Origin of the sequence: Cohaesibacter celericrescens, assembly GCF_002866925.1 — a bacterium.
In the GTDB taxonomy this organism is placed as follows: domain Bacteria; phylum Pseudomonadota; class Alphaproteobacteria; order Rhizobiales; family Cohaesibacteraceae; genus Cohaesibacter; species Cohaesibacter celericrescens.
This window is the reverse complement of sequence record NZ_PKUQ01000012.1, coordinates 1-26220: the sequence shown is the minus strand read 5'-3', so window position 1 is coordinate 26220 and position 26220 is coordinate 1. Positions and strand designations below refer to the sequence as shown.

Below are 26220 nucleotides of genomic sequence, written 5' to 3'. Positions count from 1 at the left end.
TGATTTACAGTTGCGCACTATTCGGTGTCACTTGTGGGGATTTAAAATGTCTGCACCAAACTGAAGCCCTTATGCTGATGGCTTTTGCCAGCGTCCTTGTCTGGTTAAATGGCTATCGATATAGTGGCCCAACCTTTGTCTCAATCTCCGATTGGTCCTATATATCAGATGCGCTGGCTGTCCACCCTATCTGCGATGCTCGCCGCTGCGGCAGTCGTCACTGGGATTTTCTGGCTTTCCTTTGGCTATTTTCAGTCAGAAGAAGCCTCCAAATCACAGGGGCAACTCTCGCTCTACCGCAGCACGTTGATTGCCGAATTGCAGCGTTTCTCGCATCTGACCCATATTCTCGCTCGCGATCCATTTGTGATCGAAACAAGCAATGGCGCAGACACAGCAGTGCTCGACAAGCGGCTGAAAGAATTTGCAGAAGTGTCCGGTATCGATGCCATCTATTTGATGGGAAAAGACGGTGTTACAATTTCAGCGTCCAATGCACACAGCACGACCAGCTTTGTGGGGCAGAACTATTCCTTCCGCCCCTATTTTCTCACTGCGATGAAGGGGGAGCACGGGCATTTTTATGGAATCGGTGCGACCACCGGCTTGCCGGGCTATTTTCTCGCCGATGTTGTGCGCAATCGTCAGGGGACAATCTTGGGTGTTCTTGCCATCAAGATTGATCTTTCAAAGCTGGAACAGCGCTGGCGCCAAGCCGGTGAACAGGTCTTGATGGTCAATGGTGACGGGGTCGTGCTTTTGGCCTCCAATCCCGCGTGGCTCTATCATGTTCTCAGTGATCTGACGCCGGAGCAGCGCAACAAAATCCAACAGGCTAGACAGTTCCCGGGTCAGGCGCTTGAGCCCCTCGATTGGAAAGCAATTCCCCCCCAAAGAGCCAGAATAGGGCGCAATCAGCGACTGCATCTCACAAGTGACGACTTGCCTCATGACTGGGCCTTGCACTATTTTGCCTCCGATGACCGCGCAGTGGCGCGCAGCTGGCTGGTTACCGGCTTTGCAATATTGATAGCTGGTCTGGTTTTTCTTTATTTTCAGCTGCAAAGAACCCGTCGTATCGGCGCAGCTCTCAAGCGATCAGAAGAAGAAGAAGCCTTGTTGCGCGAGGCCAACGAAAGGCTGGCGATTGAAATCGCCGAACGACGCACTGCTGAGCAACAATTACAAAAAACGCAGGATGAGTTGGAGCGCGCCAGCCGGTTGGCCGCATTGGGTCGCCTAGCGGCAATGGTTACCCACGAACTTGGCCAGCCGATTGCCGCCATGCGCAATCATATCGCGGTCGCAGAAATGGCCGCGCAGGCAAAACCCACCTTCACTGACCTGATTGGCGGGCTGGTGGATCGCATGGAAGGCATTACCAGACAACTGAAATTTTTCGCCCGCACAGATGCGGAAGACTTCGACAATATTGATTTGCGTGAGGTTATGCAGGTCTCGCTAGGGCTGGTAGAACCCAACCTCGAAGAAGCGAAAGTTGCCATCACGCTGGAGTTGCCACCGGAACAGCAGTGGGTGCGCGGCAATCGCTTTCGGTTGGAGCAGATCGTGACCAATCTGTTGCGCAACGCGGTGGACGCCTGCGAGGAGGTGAATGAGCCGGAAATTGATGTCAAAATGGGTAAAACAAAAAACACCGTCTGGTTCGAGATTTGGGACAATGGGCAGGGCTTGGGTGATGCCACACTGGATGATCTGCAAGAGCCCTTTGTGACCACGCGTGAGAGTGGTCGCGGTATGGGGCTGGGGCTTGCGATATCGGCCGGGATCGTCAAGGATCACGACGGCCAGATGTCCGCATGGAATCGAGATACTGGCGGGGCGGTCTTTCGGGTCGAATTCCCAGAGATTGTTACTGCGATTGAAACTGAGACAAACAACCAAGCAAGTGAGCCGACATGAGCGAAGAGCAACAACACAGCATTCTCATTGTCGATGATGACAAAGCCATGCGGCAATCCCTTATTGATTTGATGGAGGCGGCGGGCTGGCGTGTTGAGGCTGTGTCCCGCGCCAACCATGTGTTGGACCGATTGGCCGAGTTTCAACCAGATGCCATCTTGTCCGATGTTCGTATGCCGGGCATGTCTGGATTGGATCTCTTGGCCAGCCTCGACAAGAGCATTTCGCCACCCTTGGTTTTGATTTCTGCCCATGGCGACATTCCCATGGCCGTGCAGGCCATTCAAGACGGCGCTTACAGCTTTGTAGAGAAACCCTGCGAGCCACGGCGTCTGCTGACCATCATGCGCAATGCCGCCGAGCAATATCGTATGCGCCAAACCAACGCGCGGCTTAAACAAAGACTGATGCACCTGTCCGGCCTCGATCGCAGATTGTTAGGCCAGACAGATGAAATCAACCTGTTACGGCGTGATGTGATCGATTTGGCCGACAGCACGGCATCGGTTTTGGTGCAGGGCGAAACAGGCACAGGCAAAGAGCTTGTTGCGCGTGCCTTGCATGATCTAGGCCCTGATGCGGATGGCCCCTTTTTGGCGCTCAACTGTGCTGTTCTCTCGCCAGAAACCTTTGAAGCCGAAATGTTCGGCATCAAAGGGGGCAAGGATGGCCGCTTGCTGGCCGCCTCGGGAGGAACCTTGTTCCTTGATGAAATTTGTTCCTGCCCGTTGCCGGTGCAGGCTCAGCTGCTACGGGTGATCGAGAATAAACGCATTTTGCCCGTTGGTGCCAATGTGCCGATCCCCGTGCGCTTTCGGGTGATATCCGCCAGCAATGAAGATATGCAGAAAGCCGTCGCCGAAAGTCGTCTGCGGCAAGATTTGTTGTTCCGCATCAATACGTTGGTCCTCACTTTGCCTACGCTGCGGCAACGGCGGGATGATCTTGCTTTGTTAATGACCCATTTCCTGTCCGACTATGCCCGTATCTATGAGACGGCGGTACCAGAGCTGTCGCCTGATGATCTGGCCGCTATGATGACCCATGATTGGCCTGGCAATGTGCGTGAATTGCGCTCGGTGGCAGAGCGGCGTGTGCTGGCCGCTCGCAGAGGCAGTGCCACCATGATGCAGATGATCCAGAGTGATCTGATGCTTGAGGGCATTCCGAGCACTTTGCGAGAAGCTGTTGCTGCGTTTGAACGCGAACTCATCGGCAAAGCCATCCGTGATCAGGAAGGCCGCATGGACGCCACTGCTGAAGCGCTGGGAATAGGGCGGCGCACCCTCAATGAGAAAATCGTTAAATTGGGGCTCGACAAGGATGCCTTGCTCTAGCCCCCAAGTCGTTACTGGTCGAGTGTCGAAAATAGCAGTTCCAACACACATTGCATCTAGGCCGATGTGAGCATAGTGCGCGATTCATTTGACGGGTAGAATAATTAGTTGTAGCATGCAACTATGAGCAATATCGTATCGATTGATCAACTTGATCAAATCCGCAAAAGTTCTCGCATCATTGTCCGAGAGCTTGGCTTCTTGAAAAAGGGCCTTGCTGGAACAGGTTTGTCGCCCTCCGCAGTTCATGCGATTATAGAAATCGGCAATCAGTCTACTCTGCGTGCTTCTGATCTCCGGGTGTTGTTAGGCTTAGAAAAGTCAACAATCAGTCGGCTGCTAATGAAGCTTGAGGAGAAGGGGCTGTTGATCGCAACAAGGGCCAACTCCGATCCAAGGAACAAGGATCTGGCTTTGACACCGAAGGGTATGGAGCTGTTTGATGACATTGAAGCCTTTGGGCGTGGACAAGTAAAAACGGCTTTGGCCAATTTGCCAGAAGACGAGCAGCATCTGATCTCCCAAGGGCTTGCGACATACGCTGATGCCTTGAAGAACCGCATTTCTAGCCCCCAGCAGGCGCCATCACTGCAAATTCCCGCATTTCATATCCAAAGTGGGTATAGCCCGGGTTTGCTTGCACGTGTGACCGAGATGCACATCCAGTATTATTCTACAAATTTTGGCTTCGGCTCGGTCTTTGAATGCAAGGTAGCATCAGGAATGGCCGCTTTTATGGAACGGCTTTCAAATCCGGTGAATATTACGCTCTACGCAAAAATTGACGAGCGCATTGTGGGCGCTATTTCCGTTGATGGCGAGGATCTTGGACCGCACATTGCCCACTTGCGGTGGTTTATTCTCGACGACGCGGCCCGTGGCAAAGGCATCGGCACAGTGCTTATGAAAGAAGCGATGGCACACATCAAAAAGCACAAGTTCTCAGAATCCCGATTGTGGACCTTCAAGGGGCTCGAACCAGCGCGGCATCTATATGAAAAATTCGGGTTTGTGTTGGAAAAAGAGTGGTTGGGCAAGCAATGGGGACCCGAGGTTAACGAACAGATTTTCGTACGGAAACATGCCAATAGTTAGTGGTACTTATCCGATACCGCTCATCGGGACCATAAAAAGCCTACAATAGTTTAGCCTGCCTGTCGCTAACCGGCGGTTTTGCACCCGATTTTCAGCAGACCCTGCCCTGCGGATTTCCGCAGGGCAGGGTCTGCTGCTTGCGCAATTTTCCTCATAGTCAAAGCGCACAGGATCATCAATGGTTGGAACAGCTATAAACTATTGCATGCATCTCGGGAGGAATATCCATGCGCAAGTTTCTCGGCCAAGCGGCCATTATCGCCCTTTCTGTCTCTTTCGCGTCTGAAGCCTTTGCTGTTGAATGGAATGTTTCCGTTTGGGGCAAACGCCGTGCTTTCACTGAACATGTTGAAAAGCTGGCAGAGCTGGTCAAAGAAAAATCCGGTGGCGACTTTACCCTTAACATCAGCTACGGCGGTCTATCAAAGAACCGTGAAAACCTCGATGGTATTTCCATCGGCGCGTTTGAAATGGCTCAGTTCTGCGCAGGGTATCACCGCGATAAAAACCCATCCATCACCGTTCTTGAGCTTCCATTCCTTGGCGTTTCTTCGCTGGAACAGGAAATCGAGCTTTCCATGGCGGTCTACAATCATCCTGCCGTGAAAGACGATCTTTCTCGTTGGAACGCCACGCTGCTAATGCCTTCTCCGCTGCCACAGTATAACATTGTCGGAATCGGCGATGCACCCAAAAGCCTTGAAGAGTTCAAAGGCCTGACCGTGCGTGCGACCGGTGGCATCGGTGCCGCGATGAAAACCATCGGTGCGGTTCCCACCTCCATGTCAGCGACGGAAGTGCGTCAGGCTATGGATAGCGGCGTTGTGAAGGCGGTCAGTTTTGCTCCGCATGCTCACATGTCTTTTGGTACCATCGAAAACGCCAAATGGTGGACGACCAACCTCAATCCGGGCACTGTGAACTGCCCTGTTGTGGTCAACACCGACGCGCTGGATTCTCTGTCTGATAAAAACCGCGAAGCCTTGCTTGGGTCTGTAGACGAGTCTCTTGCCCACTATGTTGATTATTACAACAACAAAACCATGAAGGCTTGGGGCCCTGCACTTGAAGAGCGTGGCATCGAGAAAATCACCTTTACCGATGATCAAATCGCCAGCTTCAAAGAAGCCGCTGCTGCCCCTGCCGCAAAGGCATGGATCGAAGACAACACAGCAAACGGCTTGCCAGCGCAAGAGTTGTATGACCTTGTGACCGGCATGATCGCTGCTAAAAAATAACGCTGCTTCATCCTGCGCCTTAAGCAACAAGGCGCAGGACTTTTTTCTGTATCATTACCGTTGAATGGAGGCCCGCTATGGCAGGCTCCGCGTTGCTGTTATCGGACGACAGCACCCTTAGTAAGATCGACCAATCGCTCAATAAAGTTGAGGCATTTCTGGCCCTACTTAGTGGTTTGGCCGTCTTTGTGCTTATGTTGCTGGCCGTCTTTTCTGTCAGTGGTCGCAATTTTTTCAATCAACCTTTGCCCGGATATGTTGATTGGATTGAACAAGCCATGCCTTTGATCGCTTTCATGGGCATTGCCTATGTTCAGCGCAACGGTGGCCATATCCGTATGGATATGGTGGTTGGCGCCCTGCGTGGTCGCCCCCTTTATTTGGTTGAAATTATCACCACGCTGGCCATCCTGATTTTGATGATCTTGCTGGTCTGGGGCACATGGGCGCACTTTCTGCGCAGCTTTGATTTTTCTGCCATCATGTGGAGCCGAGACAGTTCGATGGATATTGCGTTACCGATTTGGCCTGCCAAACTATTGGCGCCAGTCGCATTTTTCACGCTCTGCCTACGCTTGGTGCTGCAAATCTGGGCCTATGGTCGGGCCTTTATCCGCAATGACGAAACGCCAATCGCCGTACCTCTGATCGCCGATGCAGCCGCTCAGGCTGCCGAAGAAGCCGGACATGTTTCCGGCCATGACACATAGGGAGAGACATTATGGAACCGATTGAAATTGGCCTGATAGTCTCCGCTGGCATGCTCGTTCTGGTGATTTTGGGAATGCGCGTGGCCTTTGCTGCCGGTCTTGCCGGTCTGGTTGGTCTTGTCTGGATTTTCTGGGCCAAACGCGGGTACGATTCAGAGCAATTCGTTTGGGCGCTGACTGTTGCTGTTAAAACGGCTGGGCAGGTGCCACATTCGAAAGTGTCGTCACAAGCCCTCAGCCTGATTCCGACATTCATTCTCATTGGTTATCTTGCCTATTATGCTGGCCTGACTAAGGCGCTGTTTGAGGCGGCCAAACGCTGGCTTGCTTGGGTACCCGGTGGTTTGGCTGTCTCTACGGTGTTTGCTACTGCTGGCTTTGCTGCCGTTTCGGGCGCTTCCGTGGCGACGTCTGCGGTTTTTGCGCGCATTGCCATTCCCGAAATGCTGGCGATCGGCTACGACAAGCGTTTTGCTGCCGGTGTCGTGGCGGCTGGAGGAACGTTGGCGTCGCTCATTCCGCCATCGGCAATTCTGGTGATCTATGCCATCATTGTGGAGCAGGATGTCGGCAAACTGTTGCTGGCTGGCTTCATCCCAGGTGTGTTTTCTGCCATCATCTATGCAATGCTGATCATTGGCATGGCGATGACAATCAAGGGCTTTGGTCCTCCGGTCAGCGGGTTTACATGGCGTGAACGCTTTGCTTCACTTCCGCCTGCGTTGCCTATTGTCATCGTGGTTTTCACCATCATCTTCTTTGTCTACAACCCCTTTGGTGGTGATGCCTTTGGCACGCCAACAGAAGGTGGCGCTATCGGGGCCTTTGTGGTGTTCGTCATGGCGGTTTGGCACGGCATGCGTTGGTCTGAACTGAAAGACTCGTTGATGGAAACGGCCAAGCTAACCGTGATGATTTTTACAATCATCTGGGGCGTTCTGATTTATGTGCGTTTTCTTGGCTTCGCCCAATTGCCTGATGCTTTCTCAAACTGGATTACATCACTGACGGTGTCCCCGATGCTCATTCTGGTTTGTATTCTGTTGGCTTATGCTGTGCTCGGCATGTTTATGGATGCCATTGGCATGCTGTTGCTCACCTTGCCTGTGGTTTATCCCGCAGTGATGGCGCTCAATGGTGGTGAGCTTGTCTCTGCTGCCGACAGTACTTTTGGCATGAGTGGACCTATGTGCGCTATTTGGTTCGGCATTCTGGTGGTTAAAATGGCAGAGTTCTGTTTGATCACCCCACCGATAGGGCTCAATTGTTTTGTGGTGGCTGGCGTGCGGGACGATCTGACGGTGCAGGATGTATTCAGGGGTGTCACACCTTTCTTTCTGGCCGATGCCGCGACCATTGCGTTGTTGGTGGCCTTCCCTGCAATTGTGCTTTGGCTACCAAGTCAGGCTTAGCTTTGCTGCTGCCGTGTTTGATATGAATAAAAGGCCCGCTGTATGCAGTGGGCCTTTTGCTATTTGTGGCTACCGAACACTTACATATTCACGTCTGTTGCAATTGGTGATATGCATGGCACCGCTGATAGGGATTAGCGTGCCTCTCCGCGCAATGAAGGTCGTTCAGGGGGAAATATGGCAGAAGATGTCTTGACCAAGCCCAATCCGCGTCGACGTGCTCCCGCTCGTCCTCCGACTGGGCCAGCGCGCTTTTTTAGCGAAAGTGGCACGACAAGCAGTGAGGCTCTTTACTGCCAGCTGCATGAGGCCATTGTCAGCATGGAGCTGCTTCCGGGAACCCCGATATCCGAGTCGCATTTGGCTGCAGAGAATGGTGTCAGCCGAACACCGGTCCGAGAGGCAATCAAGCGTCTTGCTAAAGAAAAACTGGTCGAAACGGTCGCCAAATCCGGCACATTTGTGGGCCGCATTCCTATCTCGTCATTGATCGAGGCATCGTTGATCCGGCGCACGTTGGAACTGGAGATGGCGCGCTGCGCAACAGCCTGCCTTACTGCCGCAGATATCGCCAAGTTGCGACGCTGTATTCAACAGCAGAAGCATGCTTTCCGGGATGGCGAGATTAAGATTTTCCATCAAAGAGATGAGGAGTTTCATCAAACCATATCTGTCGCTGCTGGCTACGAGGGCATCTGGGACCACATCCAACAAGTCAAAGTTCAGCTCGATCGGTATCGTCAGCTAACCTTGCCGCAAGCTGGCCGTATCGAAAAAACCATTGATGAACATAAAGCCATTTTAGCGGCGATGGAGAGGGGCGACCCGAGTATGGTTGCCGCTGCACTGGAATTTCACCTAGGAAAATTGAGCATAGACTTACAGATATTGCGCCAAAAGTGGCCAAACTATTTCATCCACGATATCGAAACATGATGTCTGCACCTGAGCGGGCAGGGGATAGCTGTGTTTTTTGAAAGGATGCGAGGTCTATAAATTATGCACCATTAAATTCAGAGTTATGCATTTTATGCATGTCTCCTAAATCATATCAGCGCTTTTACTGATCTCCATTGGTTGTATTGTGTGTGCAAATTCAATGTGTTTTTGGAGATCCATCATGTTTCATCATATTAAAGAAATTGCATCATCTGTTGGCAATATTGTCATGAGCCTGCCTGCTGCTGCGCGCATTGCCAATGATGTAGAAATCGGCCGTCACCCTAATGAGGATGATTTGCGCACTTTGGGCCTTCCAACCGATATCAATCTTAAATAAACGCCATGCGCCATGGAAAAATGGCGCGTGTATCCGACTGATGAATGAGCCCAATCCCCTATTAAGACCATAGACGCAAGGGGAGGGCTCAGTCTCAGCGTGGAATCGGCTCCATATAAAAGCTGCTTTCACCATCATGCTTACGGCCACTGTTGGCATGTTGCATCTGCGAACCCATCTCTCAACCCAGTTGTCGACCCCCTGCTGATGTAGCCCCAACCAGCGATCATTTCCCCAATGATGTGTGCAGTGTGGTGCGTTCAGATGGCTTTTAGCCTCACTTCGTGTGTTGTCATGATGAGTGAGCAGACAGTCAGGTAATTTTCAGCTGATTTCTGATCTTTTTCCATGAAATGTTCTGAACGGTGCCGATGATGCAATCGAGTGCCTTTCCGGTTTATGATCGGTTGCAATTGACCCGACTGTTTTTTGCTCTATCGTTTCTGGCTACTCAACCAAGCCAAGTAGTTTGAGAAACACAGCACACATATTTCAGTATTCATAAATTGGGATTCGATATGAAACTCTTCTACTCGCCCGCATCACCCTACGTTCGTAAGGTTATGATGATGGCTCTCGAAACCGGACAAAAGGTTGAAAAGCTTTCTCAGTCGGGAAGTCCGGTAAATAGAGACCTCGCCATTGTCGAACACAACCCCACGGGTAAAGTGCCGACTGTTATTCTGGATAGTGGTGAAACGCTATATGATAGCCGCGTCATCACCCGCTGGATGGATGAGCAGCATGATGGGACGCCGATGTATCCCGATGCGCCCCGGCTTTGGACAGTCCTGCGGCGAGAAGCCCTCGCCGACGGCTTGCTTGATGCGGCATTGCTCGCTCGTTATGAAACCGTGATGCGGCCTCAAGACAAACTCTGGCCAGCATGGTTAGAAGGGCAGATGCTAAAGATAGACGCATCGCTGGATCAGTTGGAAACCGAGGTTGAGAGTTTTGTAGATATCGATGCTGGCTTGATCGCGATCGGCTGTGCTCTAGGTTATCTGGATTTCAGATTTTCCGATTTGGGATGGCGAGATGCCCGCCCCGCGCTTGATACTTGGTTCAAGACCTTTTCGATGCGGAATTCAATGATTGAGACCAAGCCTTCTTAAAGGATCTGACACTGCCATCTCCCCCGAAAAACAATAGCTTTTCGGGGGGGATGGCGCAAAAAAACGCGCGTGCAGCTCGCTTGGACTATTTGAGGCTTCGAGCCAAGTTCGCAAGACCTTTGGCCAATATGCTCACATCTGATCCAACAGCAAGAAAATCCACACCCATCGCTTTGTATGTTTCGGCCATAGCAGGATCAAACGTCAGAATGCCTGCGGCCTTTCCAGCGCTCTGAATTGTGCTGATGGCTTTGTTAATGACGGTCTGAACCTCTTTCGCCTCTGGGTTGCCCAGATACCCCATATCTGCGGACAAATCCGCCGGCCCGATAAATATACCATCGATGCCGTCTAGCGCTAGGATGTCCTCGAGCGCTGCGATTCCTGCCATACTTTCTATCTGCAGAATCAGACAGACTTCGTCATTGGCCGTGATGAGATAATCGGGAATGGAATTATACAAAGAGGCACGGGCGAGAGCGGCACCTACGCCGCGAACACCTTTGGGCGGATATAGGATGGACTTTACCGCTTCTCGTGCTTGTTCGACGCTGTCAATCATGGGGATGAGAATGGTCTGTGCACCAATGTCCAGCATTTGTTTGATTTCGGCGCGATTGTCATCACGGACACGAACGACGGCTTGGCCTTTATCACCAATTGCACGCAATTGGTCTTGAATGTCCCGCAGCCCGATGGGGCTGTGTTCGCCATCTATGACCAACCAGTCAAAGCCAGCAACAGAACAGATTTCTGCAGCCGTTGCGCTGCCAATATCCATCCACAGTCCGATTTGGGTTTCGCCGGATTTCAGCCGTGCTTTGAAAATATTCTTGGGGGCTGGCATTTGAACCTCACTATCATTCATGGATATGGAACCGAAACAGCCTTAACCGGCATAAAATCAAATCCCGCTAGGGCTTTCGGCTTGCTCAGGTCTCATCGAGATAACTGCGCTGTTTATACAGGTTGGAACCAACCGATTAAAGCTGATTTAGACGATCAAATTTGTTTCTTTGTGATCCTAGCGTGAGTCTGCAGCTGTTGGCAGGACCGGAATTTGCCATGACAATGATCCGTGCTCAGCTTGTGCTGGGAGATAGAGGAGGGCTGGCAGTGGTTTTAACATACCGAGAGAATGCGTACCGAAGGCCAACGTGGCTATTGTCGTACAAATGCGTGATTTTATCAATATTTTGAATGGTGGAGATAAATTTTTAACAGTTGTGGTGCAATACTACAGGAATATCGCAAATAAGAATTTGGTTGTGACTGGCGGAGAAACAACAATAGGTACAATGGTTTGTGTTAAATTGTGCCGTGGGGGCGAGCCGCCGAGAGGAAAAATACATGTTGAAGAACCTATCCATACGAAACCTCCTGATAGGGTCGTTTTCGCTCGTTGCTGTCATGACTTTGGGCTTCGTTGCCGTTTCAGAGTGGATGTCAAGCCGCGTAGAAGAGTCGGCAGAGTTGGCTTTGGAAAAATCAATAAGAATCGCTGGGCCATCATTGGCGCTGACCGCAGTTACAAAACAGATCCAGACTGATGTCGTTCAAGTCCAGCAATGGTTGACAGATATTTCTGCGACGCGCGGCCTTGATGGTCTCAACGATGGATTTGATGAGGCAGCCAACAACGCCAAGGCGTTTTACCAAGATATCGATAGGGCAACCACTCTTGCACAAGAGCTTGGTCTTAACGATCTGGTTCCAAAACTGGATGATGCGCGCACGCACTTTGAAAGTTTCTATCAAGTCGGCCAGAAAATGGCACAGGCATATGTAGATGGTGGCCCAGAGGCCGGTAATAAAATGATGGCGTCGTTTGATGCGGTTGCAGAGAAAATTGGCGCCGATGTGGATATTATTCTGCAAGCCCAAACGGCGGCTACGGCAAATCAAATCGCAGACCTGAAGCATGATATTGTTGCCGAAAAAGATCTTTCTAAAATGCGGGCGATGATCGTCTGGGCCTCTGCTATTTTCCTTCTGGTGCTGTTTGTCGCAACCACATTTATCCTGCTGGTCAGAATCATTCGGCCATTGAATCAAATCACCGACGTGTTAACTGAATTGGCCGGTGGTAATAACGACGTGGCCAATCCTTTAGCCGGTCACCATGACGAAATTGGCGCGATGGGCAAAGCGGTTGAAGTCTTCCGTAGCAATGCCATTGAGCGCAATCAAATGGAAGCAGATCGCGAAAAGCGTCAAGCAGATCGAGCCGCCAGCCACGAACGGACCGAGAGAGTCATTGAAGACTTCCAAAATGAGATGACAGCAGTTCTGGATGCTTTGGTTAGCAATGCGGATCAAATGCAGGATTCTTCAAGAGTTTTGTCTGATATCGCCGACGACACAGCAAGACGCGCCAACGGGGCGATGAGTGCTTCGGATAACGCATCAACCAACGTGGGAACCGTCGCAGCAGCGTCGGAAGAATTGTCGTCATCCATTAACGAGATTGCCAGACATGTATCCGAGACCACGGGTGTGGTAGCGGAAGCCAACCAAAACGCTAGAAGCAGCAATGAGAAAGTGGAAAGCTTGGCCTTGGCCGTCAACAAAATTGGCCAAGTGGTGACCTTGATTAAAGAGATCACCGATCAGACCAATCTTCTGGCACTTAATGCAACCATTGAAGCCGCGCGGGCAGGCGAGGCCGGCAAAGGGTTTGCTGTCGTTGCGGCGGAAGTAAAAGCCTTGGCGACGCAAACCGCCAAAGCCACAGAAGAAATTGCTTCACAGGTGGGTGCAATTCAAGCCCAGACGGGCGAAGCGGTGCTCTCGATTGATGCGATTGCCAAAACCATGGAAAAGGTCAATGGGTACACAAGCTCCATTGCAATCGCGATCGAACAGCAAGGCGAGGCAACCGACGAGATTTCTCGTAATGTTGTGGCCGCAGCAACAGGCACACAAGAGGTCGCTGATAATGTTGCCGGTGTGACGACGTCGGTCTCGGAAACCACTAAGTCAGCCACACAAGTGAAGCAAGCATCAACGGATGTGGTTACTCGCACAAATGAACTTCGGGAGGCGGTCAGTCGCTTCATCAGAGACGTTGCTGCTGCTTAATCTTCCGGCAATTGCTCGACTATATGTCAACTAACAGTGGGGGCGGAATTTTGGCCCCCACCGTATTTAGCAAATTTCCTTCCTTTGACCACTGCTCCATATCCGGTAAGAGGCTTGCCAGTCCATCTGGTGAAGGCCTTCAGATACATGTCGACCTTGTTGCAAACACCTCCCCGTGTGTGTGGTGCGATCGGTGCCGACAATCACAATGTCTATTTCCCCATCCTGCATCGACATAATCCCGCACTGCGCAAACCGGCTGAATGACCAACTCATTGGGCCACAAACGCAAGTCGATGATCTTCAGCGCTTTTAGGGCCCATGCCACAGCAAGGAACGTTAGTGTATTGCCAATGCGTGCAGCGAACGAAAGGGGGAATAACCTTGGAGCTTTAGTCTTTTTACCCCAGCCAAAGCCGTGTCCTGCAATTGATCCACTGGTTTTTGATTTGACTTTCATAGACTGACTAAGCTGTCGTGATGCGACCGGTCGAATAATGCTTCCGGCCGTTAGATAACAAGATCAAAGCACTGCGACTGTTGTAGAATCCAAATTTCCCTACCGATAAATTCATATCATGAGAGGAGAAAAATAATCTCCATCCAGCGGCAAAATTGATCTTTGACGGGGACCAAAATCTTGTGAACTTCGCCCTAAAATGAAACGTTTCATATTTATGTATCGTTTCATATTGACTCGGAGATTGCCTGTGCCTATCGTCAATACAGCCCGTGCCGGAGGACTTTGGAAACGGGCATTTATTTACAATAGGGAGGAAAGTTATGACATTTCTGAAAACGATTGCAGCCGTTGCGCTTGGTGGCATGATGATGACGAGCACTGCTCTTGCTGCAGACAAACCTGTCGTTGGACTTGTTATGAAATCGCTGGCCAATGAGTTCTTCCAGAACATGATGGAAGGCGCCAAAGCGCATGAAAAAGCGCGCGGTGACTATGTGCTCAAAGCTGTCGGTATGAAAAACGAGACCGACTTTGAATCTCAAATCAATGCAGTCGAAAACTTCATCACACAGGGTGTTGATGCCATCGTGCTTGCGCCTGCTGATTCCAAAGCAATGGTGCGTTCTGTTAAAAAGGCAATTGCCGCCGGTGTTGTTGTCATCAACTTTGATGTGGCGCTTGATGCTGAAGCCAAAAAACAGCAGAAACTGGAGTTGGCGTTTGTGGGCCCAGACAACCGTGGCGGCGCAAAGCTGGCCGGTGATGCTCTGGCCAAAAAAATTGGCAAAGGGGCTAAAGTTGTTATCGTTGAAGGCAACCCCGGAGCAGACAATGCGACCGAACGTCGTCTTGGCTTTGAAGCATCTGTAGAAGAATACGGCCTTGATTTGGTTGATAGCCGTACAGCGCATTGGGAAACTGAAGAAGCCAACTCCGTATTCTCAAACATGCTGACCGCACATCCGGACATCAAGGGTGTTATGGCCGCCAATGATTCTATGGCCATCGGAGTTGTCCGTGCCCTGCAATCAGCTGGCCGTGATGATATCGTCGTGGTTGGATTTGATAACATTCCTGCCGTTGCTCCAATGATCGAAGATGGTCGTCTTTATGCGACGGTTGATCAATTTGGCACCGATATGGCTGCCAACTCCATCGATATGGCTCTTGAAGTTGTCAAAACCGGCAAGCAGCTTGAAGGCTGGGTTAAAACACCAATTGAACTTGTAACGAAAAAATAAGTGGCGAGTGCTGTCCGGCCTTTCTGTCTAGGGAGGCCGGACGATCTCTATTTATGAAAGCAATTTCAAATGGTTGTTTCCACTCAGACACCAGATCCGGCGCATCAGATTCTGAGCGTAGCGGGATTGAAAAAATATTTTGGCGGCGTGAAGGCCCTCGACGGCGTCGATTTTTCGCTAGAGCGCGGCGAGGTGCATGCGCTTGTTGGTGAAAATGGCGCTGGTAAATCCACGCTCATCAAGGTTTTGACCGGCGTTTATGGCTTTGATGTTGGCGATATCCAGCTTAATGGCAATGACTACAAGCCCACAGCGCCCATTGATGCCAAAAAACATGGTGTTCAAGTTGTACACCAAGAATTCAATCTGCTCAGTCATTTGAGCGTGGCCGAAAATATCGCTATCGAATCTTTTCCAAGAACACGATTTGGTCTGCTTGATCGCAGCGAAATGGAGCGGCGAGCCCGTCTTGCCCTTGATGCAATCGGATTGAGTGATGTCAGCGTTAGAACGACGGTCGACAGTCTGGGGGTTGCGCACCGGCAGCTTGTCGAGATTGCTCGCGCGCTTCAGTCTGACAGTGAAATCCTGATTTTGGACGAACCTACTGCGACGCTTACAGAACGCGAAACCGAAAGACTGTTTAAAATCATTGCAGATATCAAACGGGATGGCGTCACCGTCGTATTCGTCACCCACCATCTCAATGAGGTGTTTGAAATTTGTGATCGGGTGACCATTTTCCGTAATGGAGAAACGGTTGTATCTGAAAATATCGCAGAAACAACACCGGAGAATGTTGTGCGCCATATGGTTGGGCGCAGTTTGTCCGACACCATTGACTTGCATGATGCGCGTCCGGAAAAGGGCGAGACGGCTCTTAGTTTGAACGCGTTTCGCGTTGCCGAATGTCCCCATGAGGAAGGCGTCTCGCTTGACTTGCGATATGGCGAGATTGTTGGCATTGCCGGGCTGGTTGGCTCTGGTCGCACCGAGATTTTGCGTGGTGTTTTTGGCATCAACGAAGTTTTGTCCGGAAGCATTCAGCGCGATGGACAAGACATAACGATCAAAGGGCCTGCAGACGCGATCAAAGCCGGAATCGGGTTTGTGACAGAAGACAGGAAAGATGAAGGTCTGATCCTCTCTATGTCCATTTCTGCCAATGTTGCTTTTCCCAATATGGAGAAAATCTCGCATGGCGGCATTCTGAACGGGTCAAAGGAAAACGATCTTGCTGTCGAAGGAGGAGAACGTCTTCAGCTGAAATATGGCAAGATCACAGACGCGGCTTCCAGTCTGTCTGGGGGCAATCAGCAAAAGGTCGTGCTCGCCAAATGGCTGGCAACGCAGCCAACCGTGCTTCTGTTGGATGAACCAACGCGCGGCGTGGATGTCGGGGCAAAAGCCGAAATTTATACGATATTGCGCGGTTTGGCAGAAAGTGGTGTCGCCATTTTGGTTGTCTCTTCGGAGATGCCGGAATTGATGCGGCTTTGCGATCGCATTCTGGTTTTGTCAAATCATCAAATTCAGGGCTGTGTGCAAAGGGCGGACTTTAGCGAAGAGAGAATTCTTCAGCTTGCATACCAGCAGGAATCAGCACCACGGGAAGAGAACGAAAATGAGTGAAGCGGCAAAACAAAACTGGTCATTCAAAGATTTTATCAATCAAGCCGGCATCGGCTTGGCATTGTTGGGGTTGGTGGTGTTCTTTGCGGTAACCACCGAGCATTTTCTCGCACCAAACAACATCACCAACATTCTAACCCAGATTACGATCAATCTGGTTCTGGCAGTCGGTATGACATTCGTCATCTTGATTGGCGGTATTGATTTGTCCGTTGGTTCGGTTATGGCTTTTGCGGCGGTCGTCGCTGGTAAAGCAATCACAACTGCGGGCATCAGCCCGGGTGAGGCAATTGCCTTTGCATGTCTGGCAGCTGTGCTGGCTGGCGTGGTCTGTGGCATTCTCAATGGTGTTATCAGTTCTTATTGGGGGCTACCGTCCTTTATCATATCGCTTGGTATGTTGAATATTGCACGGGGTGCCGCGCTTCATATCTCGGACGCAAGAACAATCTTCTCATTCCCGTTTGCCTTTGAAGAGTTTGGATCTGCCCAGTTTTATGGCGTCCCTATGGTGTTCATATTGGCGATGGTGTTGGTGCTGGTCGCCTGGTTTGTGTTAAACAAAACCGTCTTCGGTCGCCTAATCTACGGCATCGGCAACAATGAAGAGGCGGTGCGGCTGGCTGGTCATTCGGTTTTTTGGTACAAGGTCGCAGCTTTTGTGATCTGTGGCCTGTGTGCTGGCATCGCGGCGATCATTTATATGGCGCGTTTGAACATCTCCAGTCCAATCGCCGGTATCGGCTTTGAGCTGAATGCCATTGCTGCGGTTATCATCGGCGGTACTAGCCTGTTTGGTGGGCGTGGGTCTGTGATCGGGACATTGCTAGGGGCATTCATTATCGGTGTGCTTGCCAATGGATTGATCCTCTATGGCCTGAACGACTTCATGCGCCAAATGATTACCGGTGTGGTCATCATCGTGGCTGTCGTGCTTGACTATTACCGGGCCAAATTTGCGGGCTGAACCCACACCATTGCCAACTTTTAAAGCCGAGGTGCGTCATGAACAAAAACATTGCAATAGTTGGCAGTATAAATGTCGACCTGACAACCTATCTTGATCGTTGGCCGCAACGGGGTGAAACGATCAAGACCCGCGAAACCAAAATAGGAACGGGTGGCAAGGGCGCAAATCAGTGTTGTGCCGTTGCCAAGCTCGGTGGTGCCGTCACTATGATTGGTGCCATCGGTGATGATGGGTTTGGTCGCGATTGTGAGCAGACCTTGAAGCAAAATGGCGCACACACCGCCATCATCGTCAAAGAAGATCATTCCACCGGAATGGCCTTCATTGATGTCGGTCCGGAAGGAGACAATATCATCCGCATTACCGCCGGGGCCAACGGGGCCCTCAATGTTGATGATATTAAAGCGCAAGCAAACCAAATTCAACAGGCCGCTGTCCTTCTATTTCAGAATGAAGTGGCCGTTGAAACGTCGGTTGAAGCCGCTCGATTGGCGCGTCAGACCGGTGCTCTTTCCATTATGGATCCAGCCCCTGCAGCAAACCCGCCTTGGGATAAGGACACGCTGAACGCGTTTGATATTATTACGCCCAACGGTGGAGAAGCAGGAGCCATTCTTGGCAGGCAGCTGGAAAGCCTCAGTGACGCAGCGCTCGCCGCCAAAGATCTGGCAAGCTTGTGTCGTGTCGGAAGCATTGTGACAATGGGGCATCTTGGTGTTGCCTGGTACTTGGATGGGATCGCGGGTCAAATGGATTGCCCGAAAGTAAACGCCATAGATACAGTTGCTGCAGGTGACTGCTTTAACGGTGCTTTTGCCTTTGCAGTTTCTGACGGCATGCCTTACGCCCAAGCAATTCATTTTGCGTCTCATGCTGCGTCTTTGTCGACAACGAGGCGCGGAGCTGTTGGTTCTTTGCCAACTTTGAGCGAAGTTCGGGAATTTATTGCACAAGAGGTTGATTTTTCAACCTAATATGTGACAAAGCTTTTACAAAATGAAGCGGGTTAGTTGAACACCGAATGGTAGACCGAATAAAAACCGTCACGATCAAGGATGTCGCCAAACATGCCAATGTCTCTGTTGGTACGGTTTCTCGTGTGCTTGCCAAGAATGCTACGGTTAAACAGCCGCTTCTTATTCGCGTCAATAAATCAATTGAATTGTTGGGCTATAAACCCAATCTCGCGGCGCGGGCCCTCAGAGCCAACAAAGACGATGTGCTCGGGCTGGTCCTGCCCGATATTACCAACCCGTTTTTTGCTCAGGTCGCCAAAGAAATAGAACTCGAAGCCGCTCGGCATGGGCTGGCTGTGATTCTCGCGAGCTCTTTTGATGATCATGAAAAAGAAGCTCGGCAGGTGAGGGCCATTCTAGACAGGTCCCCGACGGGTATTATTGTCATTCCCTCAACGGATTCATTGTCATTCGAGCTTCCCGAGACAATTCCTATCATCACGATTGACCGCCCCGTTAGCAATGTCCATGAGGGCGTTTTCGCTGATCAGGAATTGGGTGCCGCTCTAGCTGCTGACCATGTATTTGAATTGGGGCATCGCAATATTGTCTATATTGCAGGTCCCAAGGACACCATTGTTTCAGAGCAGCGCAAGCAAGGTTTTAGCGCCCGTATCAAAGAGTTGTGCAAAGGTGATCCTGCGTTCAAGCTCTCGGTTCATCATGGCCTGTTCGACTATGAAGCCGGTGAGAAGGTCGCTCGGCTGGTGTTGGAAAACAACAGCGGCTCCCGACCTACCGCCATTGTTGCCGCCAGTGATCAGCAAGCTATCGGTGCCTTGCGAGAAGCCCGTGACATCGGGGTGATTGTACCCACAGAGCTGTCTATTGTAGGCTTCGATGACATCGCTTTGGCCAATATTGTCGTACCTCGCTTGACGACCATTCGGCAACCTATCGAGGCGCTTGCCAAAACGGCCGTCAAAAGGATCATTGATCCAAATAGTAACGAGGCAGACTTGGATTTGACGTGCAATTTGATCGTGCGGACATCCACAACAAAAGCACCTCAATGATCCTGATCAGACTTCAAATACATCGTCTGGTGCAATAACGCCCTTTTTGAAAATGAAGCAGCCATAAAAGCGGGTTTCGCCGGTTTGGACAACAGCATAGGCGTTTTTTGCAGCCTCATAAAAGGCAAAGCGTTCTATTTTCTGTAGCGCTTTATCCTGTCCTTGGGATGCTTTGAGTTCTGCTTCGACTTCTTGCTGCACCTTTGGGGTCTCATCCGCGGCCCCAACAACTTCCATTGCAACGGCATAGTCATCCACAAAATCATCAATTGGCATCACAGACAGAATGATTTTTGTTACTTCACTCGCGGAAAGGTTTTCCATCAAAAGCGGCTTGCCAAGAGTGGTCTGGGCAGCGACCGATTGACAGGGAAAATTGCGGTCAACCAGCACGATGGTATCGCCATGCCCCATGGCGCGTAATGTGCCCAGCATGTCACTGTTCAGTCTGTGATCAATCCCTTTAAGCATCTTGATTTCCTTCCCTAATTCAAAACGTGTTTGATTGTTTGATCTCGAATTCGCAAAGGATAATAAGGCAAAACCATCGGCAATGAAACGTTTCATTTGAGCGCATGGGCAATGGAGCATGGGCAATGGAGTATAATCACGTTGACCATGGCCGTGCAGCGCGGCAGGCATTGGCACAAGCTGTCTCAACATTCATACAGGCATGATCCACGCCACAGATGGAACCAACGTCATTCTGCAAAGGCATATCAGGAAAATGGGCCTTGAGAAAATTTCCAAACTCGCGGATAATTGCGCTTTAAAACGCCCTATAATTTATTTCGGTTGCTTGCTGATATTGATTCTTCTATGGCGTCCGACTGAAAAGTGGCCGCACCTTGTGGTCAAACCCTCCAAGTGATCCATCTCGCTGGCTACTGGTTTTTGCAGCCAAGCAGGATGAATAACACCAAGCAATTGGATATCAGGTAAGCATGCTGACTTTTGTTAGAGAAAATGCCCGTTGGCTCGGCGCAGGTTTCCTGCTGACTTTTGCCGCTGGTTTTGGCCAGACTTGGTTCATTTCCCTCTTTGCATCACAGATCAAACAGGAGTTTGGTCTGACAGATGGCTCTTGGGGCACATTATACACCGTGGCCACGCTCAGTTCCGCAGCTTTGATGTTTTGGTTCGGTTCACTCGTCGACAAGATCTCTCTGATGCGCTTTGCGACGGCAATCACGCTTCTATTCGCTTTAGCAGCGCTCATTCTTAGTTCCACAACGTCCGTCCTGATATTGGGTTTTGCGATCTTTCTGTTGCGGTTCTGCGGGCAGGGCATGTTTGGCCATATTGCCATGACTGCTATGGGGCGCTGGTTCGAGGCGACAAGAGGACGGGCTGTGTCCATTGCCAGTCTTGGCCACCCGGCAGGCGAGGTTGTGATGCCATTGATTGCAGTTTTTGCGGTGTCGGTCATCGGATGGAATGCCACTTGGATCGTTGTATCTGTGCTCCTCATTGTGGTCGTGACGCCACTGCTGTGGGTTCTATTGCGTGGCGATCGATCTCCGCATGGTAAGAAAAGCACGGTATCATCCCGTGGTCTAGGCGGGCAGCACTGGACCCGTTTTCAGGCTGTTCGGCACTGGCTTCTGCCGGCGCTTATTCCCATGCTTTTGACGCCGGGCTTTATTGGGACAGTGATTTTTTTCCATCAGACACACATCGCGGATATTAAAGGATGGTCATTGTTGGAAATGGCACCAGGATATTCCTTTTACGCAACAGCATCCGTTAGTGCTGCTTTTTTTGCCGGATGGGCATCCGATCAGTTTGGACCGGAACGCCTTTTACCGATTATACTGGTGCCCATGGCGCTGGGTGTCTTATTGATCGGGATAGGCACCGAGGTCTGGAGTTGGTATGGCGTTCTTGCTTTATGTGGCCTCACACAAGGTGCGTCAGGTGCTTTTTGGGGTGTTTTCCTTCCTGTTGCCTATGGCACGCGCTATCTCGGGGCCATTCGATCCTTGGTGACAACCGTCATAGTCGTTTCAACAGCCATCGGGCCGGGCATAACGGGCATGCTGATTGACGGTGGCATCAATTTACCTGCTCAAAGTTTCGCTATGAGCATCTGGTGTCTTGTCTTTTCAGTGTTAAGCTTCGCTATCACGCGCCGTATGAAACGCGAAGTCTAATTCAACAAAGATGAGACGTCGCCGGTTTTGAAGTCCTTCGGAAAGGGTGCCGCTTGTCTGAAGAGCCTGAAGATCACCGGCAAAAGTTGATTTTTGTTCCCGTTTGGTGGTGCGTGTCTCAAATGGCGAGCGCCGCAGCAGGCACCCTTTGCAGCCACACCCGGAGCCTCCAAGCAAAGTGAAGGAATATATATATACTGATGGCCTTTGAAAATTTATTTACAAGAAATGTCATTAGAGCGTTGTATTCGCCCAATATATATGGCTAACTTTCGAAAAAATAATTCGGTAAGGCTGGTCGGTTGAATTCGGTATTTGTGTTCCAGGCACCCAATGTAAAATTCTCCCCGTGAGACTGTTACAGATATCGGGCGGTTGTGTGCATGGTTTATCCAAGGCATCGTTCTTCAAGTGACCAAATGACGAAAATTGCAATCAACAGGGAGACAAAGCTAATGATCATCAACAAAACCATGAAATCCGCAATGATGGGCGTAACGGCGCTTGCGGGATTGGCGTTTGTCGCAGGCTCTGCACAGGCGGAAGAACTGCGTCTTTTGACATGGGGTGGTTATGCTCCGGATGAAGTGGTCAAGCTTTTCAAAGAAGAGACCGGTATCGATGTTAAGGTAACCAAATCCAACAACGAAGAAATGATTGCCAAGTTGCGCGCGACTGGTGGCGGTGGTTTCGATTTGGCACAGCCAAGCCAAGACCGTGTGGCTGGCGCGCAGGCTGAGAACCGCATTTACAAGCCTATGGATTTGTCCAAGATTGATGCTAGCCAGTTCATCACTTCCATGCTTGAGGCCACTAAAAAGAGCACCACATATGATGGTAAAGCTTATGGTGTTCCACATGTTTGGGGTACATCCGGTTTGGTTGTCGACACCAAAAAAGCTAGCATGGTCAAAGACTACACGGATCTCTGCTCCGATGATGTGAAAGGCAAAGTATCCTATCGCCTGAAGCGTCCAACTCTCATTGGTTTTGCCTTCTCTATGGGGCTTGATCCATTCGCCGCCTACGCAGACGAAGCAGCTTATGCTGAGGTTATGGGCAAAGTTGAGGAAAAACTGATTTCCTGCAAAGGCAATGTCAAAACCTATTGGGAAGGTGGCGATTCCCTGCTCAATCTGATGCGTTCGGGCGAAGTCACGGCTGCTATGGCTTGGGATACAGGTGGCTGGAAGCTGAATGGCGACAACCCGGACATAACATTTGTGGCGCCTAAATCTGGTGCTCTTGGTTGGATCGACGCGTTTGTGCTGCCTAAAAAAGGTAAGAATGACGACGCTGCCTACAAGTGGATCAATTTTGTCATGCAGCCCGAAATCGCTGCCATGATCACGGCATCTGCAGGCAACTTCACTGCTTCCAAAGGGGCTGATGCCTTTGCAGAAGAGAAACTGAAAGCGCAGTTCCAGACGTCTTTCCCTGCTGCTGATTTGGACAATATCAAATGGTACCCACCAGTACCTGCTGGTCTTGAAACCATTGAAGGTAAGGTTTTGGATCGTGTGAAAGCTGCCAAAAGCAACTGACCTGATCGCTAAATACTGTCCCTCTCGGCTTGGCCGAGAGGGATCTAATAATCTGCAATTTTATAATCTCTCTCCATCGAATAAATATGATGCTTGGTTGTCTGGAGATTAACCCTAGACTGCGTGCTGGATTTTTTCCAATATGCGAGCCGCAAGATGGACCTGAGATGGGAACAAAATACTATGAGCCAGCCGCTAGACCTTGAATGCAAAGACCTTGTTAAAATGTTCGATGATTTTGCGGCCGTCGATGAAGTCTCCCTCCAAGTCCCACAAGGATCCTTTTTCTCCATTCTTGGCCCCAGCGGATGCGGTAAAACCACTTTGCTGCGCATGCTCGCGGGGTTTCAGGAGCCCACATCGGGGACTTTGAACATCAAGGGCGAGTCTATGTTGGGGGTGCCACCCAACAAACGGCCAGTGAATATGGTCTTTCAACATCTAGCCTTGTTTCCCATGATGAATGTGGCCGAAAATATTGCCTATGGCCTCAAACGTCGCAAAGTCTCATCGAGTGAAATTGACCGTCGCGTAAAAGATGTGCTGGAGCGTGTTTCGCTGCCAGGGTCTGGCTCGAAAACCATTGACCAGTTGTCGGGCGGTCAAAAACAACGCATAGCCATCGCGCGTTCGCTGGTGCTTGAGCCGACATTGCTGTTGCTGGACGAACCGCTCGGTGCGCTGGATTTGAAACTGCGCGAGCATATGAAGATAGAGCTCAAACAGCTGCAGGCACAGGTTGGAACCACCTTTGTTTATATCACGCACGATCAATCCGAAGCCCTTGTCATGTCGGATCATGTGGCGGTGATGGACAAAGGAAAATTTGAACAAATCGGCACGCCACAGGATCTATATTATCATCCGCAAACTGCGTTCGTGGCCGGTTTTGTCGGAGAGGCCAACCGCTGGACGGGCGTTGTGCAAAGCATCTCGGGTGACGAGGCCATGATCAGCCTTGATGAAGGCGGCGAGATCGCCGCCCATGCCGCAAACAAAGGCCGTTTTGATGTTGGTGCGCGTGTTGAGCTATTTGTGCGCCCCGAGGCCATCACCATTGAACGGTCCAAAACCGAGGCCAATCATGCTCGTTTTGAAGAGGGACAAAATACCTTTATTGGCAATGTAGCCAATCTTTTGTTTGATGGGGCCAATAGTCGGGTTGAAGTGGTTGATCGCCAGTCCGAGCATAAAATTCTAGTGACGCTGCCACAAACCGGAGCCTTTTCTGATCTTGCCCGAGGTGAGCAGGTCCGTCTGGTCTGGAACATCGACAAGACCCGAGCATATCCACGGCGCCCTGACATTGGTGCCGGTACGCAAGGAGAGGCGCTATGACGCCTGCTTCCAAATCTGCTTTTAAGCTAAGTACCTTGCTGTTGATGATGCCGCTGTTGCTGTGGTTGACCTTTCTGATCCTGCTGCCACATGTCGACTTGATGATTGTCTCTCTGCGCGAAAAGCTGGGATATAGAGACTATGTCTTTAGTTTTCAGAATTACATCGAGTTTTTCGTCGAGCCCCTCTATTGGAACACGTTCTTGCGAACTGCGGTCATGTCAATTCTGGCGACCGTTATCACCCTGTTGATCGGGTTTCCGATTTCCTATTATATCGCCAAGGTGGCCAAGGGTAAGATTAGAGCGGCGTTGTTTCTTGCCTGCCTTATTCCCTTTTGGGTCTCCGAGCTGGTGCGCACCTTTGGCTGGATGATCCTGTTACGCGAGAGCGGAGTGATCAGCTCATTCTTGCAATGGACAGGGATTGTTTCCGGGCCGGTGGAAATGCTCTATAACGACGCATCCTTAATGACGGGACTGGTTTATACCTCCATGTTGTTCATGGTGGTGCCATTGGTCTCCGTTCTGGACACGCTCGATGACAGTCTCATAGAGGCGGGTTATGATCTGGGTGGTAACGGCTTTACCATCTTTCGTGATATCGTCATCCCGCATGCCATGCCGGGCATTGCTTCGGGCTGTATAGTGGTCTTCATGCTAACATTGGGTAACTATCTCACCCCAACGCTGTTGGGTGGCAAAGACAGCCTATGGTTCACCGAGCAGATCTACAACCAATTCATCACGCGCTTCAATTGGGAATCTGGCTCTGCCTTTGGCTTCCTGCTGCTTTTCCTGTCATCGCTCATTGTTTGGATCGGTCTCAAGTTGACCCGCCAGACCCTCGCAGATACCGTGAAATAGGAGGCTGATATGATACCATCCATTCCGCAGCCCAAAGCAGGGGTTCGCCTCTATCAGGCCTATGTCGCGCTATTCTTTCTCTATTTGGCTGCTCCACTGATCGTGGTAGGCGTGTTTGCTTTCAATGACAGTCTGTTCCCCTCTATGCCTTGGGAGGGGTTCACTCTTGACTGGTTCATTGGTGACAGTGCGCCCCGGCTTGGTATTTTTAACGACGGCCCATTGCTGGAAAGTTTGGGATTTTCCGCATTTGTTGCTTTTTGGGTGACGCTTCTGTCCTTATTTGTCGGGACATGTAACGCCTTTTTGTTTGAGCGAACCAATTTCCCGGGAAAAAACCTTCTCTACGTTATGGCGCTCACACCGTTGGTCATCCCAGGCGTCATTCTCGGTATATCGATTTTGATTTTTGCCAACTCCATCGTCAATGGGGTTGAGGATGCATGGGGCTATGAGATCGAAGCATTGCGCCCAGGGCTGGTTTTGGTGATTTTGGGGCAATTCGCTTTTGTCACAACGATTACAACATTGGTGATCTCCGCTCGGTTGCGCAAATTCGATACCAGTCTGGAAGAAGCGGCGCTCAATCTGGGTGCAACAAAACTGGGAGCGGTCAGAACCATAACATTGCCCTTCCTTAAACCGGCTTTGATTGGGGCGGGCATTATCTGTTTCTTGATGTCGTTTGAGAATTTCAACACCACGTTGATGCTGACAGGGTCAGACTCGCCCTTGACCATCACTATGTTTGACCGCTTGAAACAGGGGTCTACACCTGCACTGAATGCTAT

General features: G+C 50.7%; 21 protein-coding genes and 1 pseudogene. 20 read left to right on the top strand and 2 right to left on the bottom strand.

Annotated features, from left to right (window positions below):
• Nucleotides 1–108: 108 nt before the first annotated feature.
• The 9 genes from C0081_RS06700 to C0081_RS06665 all read left to right on the top strand — a co-directional run bounded on the left by C0081_RS06700 (nucleotide 109) and on the right by C0081_RS06665 (nucleotide 10109).
• Entirely contained in the window at nucleotides 109–1923 is a 1815-nt protein-coding gene (locus tag C0081_RS06700; RefSeq protein WP_245417872.1) for a sensor histidine kinase, read from the top strand.
• Entirely contained in the window at nucleotides 1920–3260 is a 1341-nt protein-coding gene (locus C0081_RS06695) for a sigma-54-dependent transcriptional regulator (RefSeq protein WP_101533046.1), read from the top strand. Before C0081_RS06700 ends, C0081_RS06695 begins: the two co-directional genes overlap by 4 nt.
• A gap of 123 nt (nucleotides 3261–3383) precedes the next feature.
• A complete protein-coding gene (locus C0081_RS06690) occupies nucleotides 3384–4355 on the top strand; it encodes a helix-turn-helix domain-containing GNAT family N-acetyltransferase (protein WP_210200419.1) in 972 nt (323 codons plus the stop codon).
• A gap of 227 nt (nucleotides 4356–4582) precedes the next feature.
• Nucleotides 4583–5593, top strand: a complete 1011-nt coding sequence (locus tag C0081_RS06685) for a C4-dicarboxylate TRAP transporter substrate-binding protein (RefSeq protein ID WP_101533045.1) — start codon at nucleotides 4583–4585, stop codon at nucleotides 5591–5593.
• Nucleotides 5594–5670: 77 nt separating this feature from the next.
• Nucleotides 5671–6303 carry a TRAP transporter small permease subunit gene (locus tag C0081_RS06680; RefSeq protein ID WP_101533044.1) on the top strand — a complete coding sequence of 211 codons (633 nt, stop codon included), beginning with the start codon at nucleotides 5671–5673 and terminating at the stop codon, nucleotides 6301–6303.
• A gap of 11 nt (nucleotides 6304–6314) precedes the next feature.
• On the top strand, nucleotides 6315–7715 hold the full coding sequence (locus C0081_RS06675; protein ID WP_101533043.1) for a TRAP transporter large permease: 1401 nt from the start codon (nucleotides 6315–6317) through the stop codon (nucleotides 7713–7715).
• Between the two features lie 177 nt (nucleotides 7716–7892).
• Complete coding sequence (locus tag C0081_RS06670) at nucleotides 7893–8651, top strand: GntR family transcriptional regulator (RefSeq protein ID WP_101533042.1); 759 nt, start codon at nucleotides 7893–7895, stop codon at nucleotides 8649–8651.
• Between the two features lie 184 nt (nucleotides 8652–8835).
• Entirely contained in the window at nucleotides 8836–8994 is a 159-nt protein-coding gene (locus tag C0081_RS23190; RefSeq protein WP_180966791.1) for a hypothetical protein, read from the top strand.
• Nucleotides 8995–9512: 518 nt separating this feature from the next.
• Entirely contained in the window at nucleotides 9513–10109 is a 597-nt protein-coding gene (locus C0081_RS06665; protein WP_101533041.1) for a glutathione S-transferase family protein, read from the top strand.
• 85 nt (nucleotides 10110–10194) lie between these two features.
• Here the strand turns inward: C0081_RS06665 and C0081_RS06660 are convergent, their stop codons facing one another.
• Nucleotides 10195–10956: an HpcH/HpaI aldolase family protein gene (locus tag C0081_RS06660; RefSeq protein ID WP_101533040.1), complete on the bottom strand. Its 762-nt coding sequence runs from the start codon at nucleotides 10954–10956 to the stop codon at nucleotides 10195–10197.
• 1196 nt (nucleotides 10957–12152) lie between these two features.
• On the opposite strand from C0081_RS06660, the pseudogene C0081_RS23955 reads away from it, so the two are divergent.
• The 6 genes and pseudogenes from C0081_RS23955 to C0081_RS06630 all read left to right on the top strand — a co-directional run.
• Nucleotides 12153–13190: pseudogene (locus tag C0081_RS23955) on the top strand (methyl-accepting chemotaxis protein); the annotation flags it as partial.
• A 783-nt stretch (nucleotides 13191–13973) separates the two neighbouring features.
• Nucleotides 13974–14894 carry a sugar ABC transporter substrate-binding protein gene (locus tag C0081_RS06650; protein WP_101533038.1) on the top strand — a complete coding sequence of 307 codons (921 nt, stop codon included), beginning with the start codon at nucleotides 13974–13976 and terminating at the stop codon, nucleotides 14892–14894.
• Between the two features lie 69 nt (nucleotides 14895–14963).
• Entirely contained in the window at nucleotides 14964–16526 is a 1563-nt protein-coding gene (locus tag C0081_RS06645) for a sugar ABC transporter ATP-binding protein (protein ID WP_101533037.1), read from the top strand.
• Entirely contained in the window at nucleotides 16519–17493 is a 975-nt protein-coding gene (locus C0081_RS06640) for an ABC transporter permease (RefSeq protein WP_101533036.1), read from the top strand. The genes C0081_RS06645 and C0081_RS06640 overlap by 8 nt, the downstream gene beginning before the upstream one ends.
• Before the next feature lie 38 nt (nucleotides 17494–17531).
• Nucleotides 17532–18470, top strand: a complete 939-nt coding sequence (locus tag C0081_RS06635) for a ribokinase (protein WP_101533035.1) — start codon at nucleotides 17532–17534, stop codon at nucleotides 18468–18470.
• Between the two features lie 47 nt (nucleotides 18471–18517).
• A complete protein-coding gene (locus C0081_RS06630) occupies nucleotides 18518–19528 on the top strand; it encodes a LacI family DNA-binding transcriptional regulator (protein ID WP_101533034.1) in 1011 nt (336 codons plus the stop codon).
• Nucleotides 19529–19534: 6 nt separating this feature from the next.
• Here the strand turns inward: C0081_RS06630 and C0081_RS06625 are convergent, their stop codons facing one another.
• Entirely contained in the window at nucleotides 19535–19999 is a 465-nt protein-coding gene (locus C0081_RS06625; protein WP_101533098.1) for an RbsD/FucU family protein, read from the bottom strand.
• Nucleotides 20000–20472: 473 nt separating this feature from the next.
• On the opposite strand from C0081_RS06625, the gene C0081_RS06615 reads away from it, so the two are divergent.
• The 5 genes from C0081_RS06615 to C0081_RS06595 all read left to right on the top strand — a co-directional run.
• Nucleotides 20473–21681 (top strand): MFS transporter, encoded by a 1209-nt coding sequence (locus C0081_RS06615; protein ID WP_101533032.1) that lies wholly within the window; start codon nucleotides 20473–20475, stop codon nucleotides 21679–21681.
• A gap of 455 nt (nucleotides 21682–22136) precedes the next feature.
• Nucleotides 22137–23225, top strand: a complete 1089-nt coding sequence (locus C0081_RS06610) for an extracellular solute-binding protein (protein ID WP_245417870.1) — start codon at nucleotides 22137–22139, stop codon at nucleotides 23223–23225.
• Between the two features lie 183 nt (nucleotides 23226–23408).
• Entirely contained in the window at nucleotides 23409–24563 is a 1155-nt protein-coding gene (locus tag C0081_RS06605) for an ABC transporter ATP-binding protein (protein ID WP_101533096.1), read from the top strand.
• Complete coding sequence (locus C0081_RS06600) at nucleotides 24560–25429, top strand: ABC transporter permease (RefSeq protein WP_101533031.1); 870 nt, start codon at nucleotides 24560–24562, stop codon at nucleotides 25427–25429. Before C0081_RS06605 ends, C0081_RS06600 begins: the two co-directional genes overlap by 4 nt.
• Before the next feature lie 9 nt (nucleotides 25430–25438).
• On the top strand, nucleotides 25439–26220 hold a 782-nt coding region (locus tag C0081_RS06595), incomplete at its 3' end, for an ABC transporter permease (protein ID WP_101533030.1).

Excerpts from the sequence above, each read along its gene's own strand:
- C0081_RS06700 (WP_245417872.1), top strand. The coding sequence starts at position 109 with ATGGCTATCGATATAGTGGCCCAACCTTTGTCTCAATCTCCGATTGGT.
- C0081_RS06695 (WP_101533046.1), top strand. The coding sequence starts at position 1,920 with ATGAGCGAAGAGCAACAACACAGCATTCTCATTGTCGATGATGACAAA.
- C0081_RS06690 (WP_210200419.1), top strand. The coding sequence starts at position 3,384 with ATGAGCAATATCGTATCGATTGATCAACTTGATCAAATCCGCAAAAGT.
- C0081_RS06685 (WP_101533045.1), top strand. The coding sequence starts at position 4,583 with ATGCGCAAGTTTCTCGGCCAAGCGGCCATTATCGCCCTTTCTGTCTCT.
- C0081_RS06680 (WP_101533044.1), top strand. The coding sequence starts at position 5,671 with ATGGCAGGCTCCGCGTTGCTGTTATCGGACGACAGCACCCTTAGTAAG.
- C0081_RS06675 (WP_101533043.1), top strand. The coding sequence starts at position 6,315 with ATGGAACCGATTGAAATTGGCCTGATAGTCTCCGCTGGCATGCTCGTT.
- C0081_RS06670 (WP_101533042.1), top strand. The coding sequence starts at position 7,893 with ATGGCAGAAGATGTCTTGACCAAGCCCAATCCGCGTCGACGTGCTCCC.
- C0081_RS23190 (WP_180966791.1), top strand. The coding sequence starts at position 8,836 with ATGTTTCATCATATTAAAGAAATTGCATCATCTGTTGGCAATATTGTC.
- C0081_RS06665 (WP_101533041.1), top strand. The coding sequence starts at position 9,513 with ATGAAACTCTTCTACTCGCCCGCATCACCCTACGTTCGTAAGGTTATG.
- C0081_RS06660 (WP_101533040.1), bottom strand. The coding sequence starts at position 10,956 with ATGCCAGCCCCCAAGAATATTTTCAAAGCACGGCTGAAATCCGGCGAA.
- C0081_RS06650 (WP_101533038.1), top strand. The coding sequence starts at position 13,974 with ATGACATTTCTGAAAACGATTGCAGCCGTTGCGCTTGGTGGCATGATG.
- C0081_RS06645 (WP_101533037.1), top strand. The coding sequence starts at position 14,964 with ATGGTTGTTTCCACTCAGACACCAGATCCGGCGCATCAGATTCTGAGC.
- C0081_RS06640 (WP_101533036.1), top strand. The coding sequence starts at position 16,519 with ATGAGTGAAGCGGCAAAACAAAACTGGTCATTCAAAGATTTTATCAAT.
- C0081_RS06635 (WP_101533035.1), top strand. The coding sequence starts at position 17,532 with ATGAACAAAAACATTGCAATAGTTGGCAGTATAAATGTCGACCTGACA.
- C0081_RS06630 (WP_101533034.1), top strand. The coding sequence starts at position 18,518 with ATGGTAGACCGAATAAAAACCGTCACGATCAAGGATGTCGCCAAACAT.
- C0081_RS06625 (WP_101533098.1), bottom strand. The coding sequence starts at position 19,999 with ATGCTTAAAGGGATTGATCACAGACTGAACAGTGACATGCTGGGCACA.
- C0081_RS06615 (WP_101533032.1), top strand. The coding sequence starts at position 20,473 with ATGCTGACTTTTGTTAGAGAAAATGCCCGTTGGCTCGGCGCAGGTTTC.
- C0081_RS06610 (WP_245417870.1), top strand. The coding sequence starts at position 22,137 with ATGATCATCAACAAAACCATGAAATCCGCAATGATGGGCGTAACGGCG.
- C0081_RS06605 (WP_101533096.1), top strand. The coding sequence starts at position 23,409 with ATGAGCCAGCCGCTAGACCTTGAATGCAAAGACCTTGTTAAAATGTTC.
- C0081_RS06600 (WP_101533031.1), top strand. The coding sequence starts at position 24,560 with ATGACGCCTGCTTCCAAATCTGCTTTTAAGCTAAGTACCTTGCTGTTG.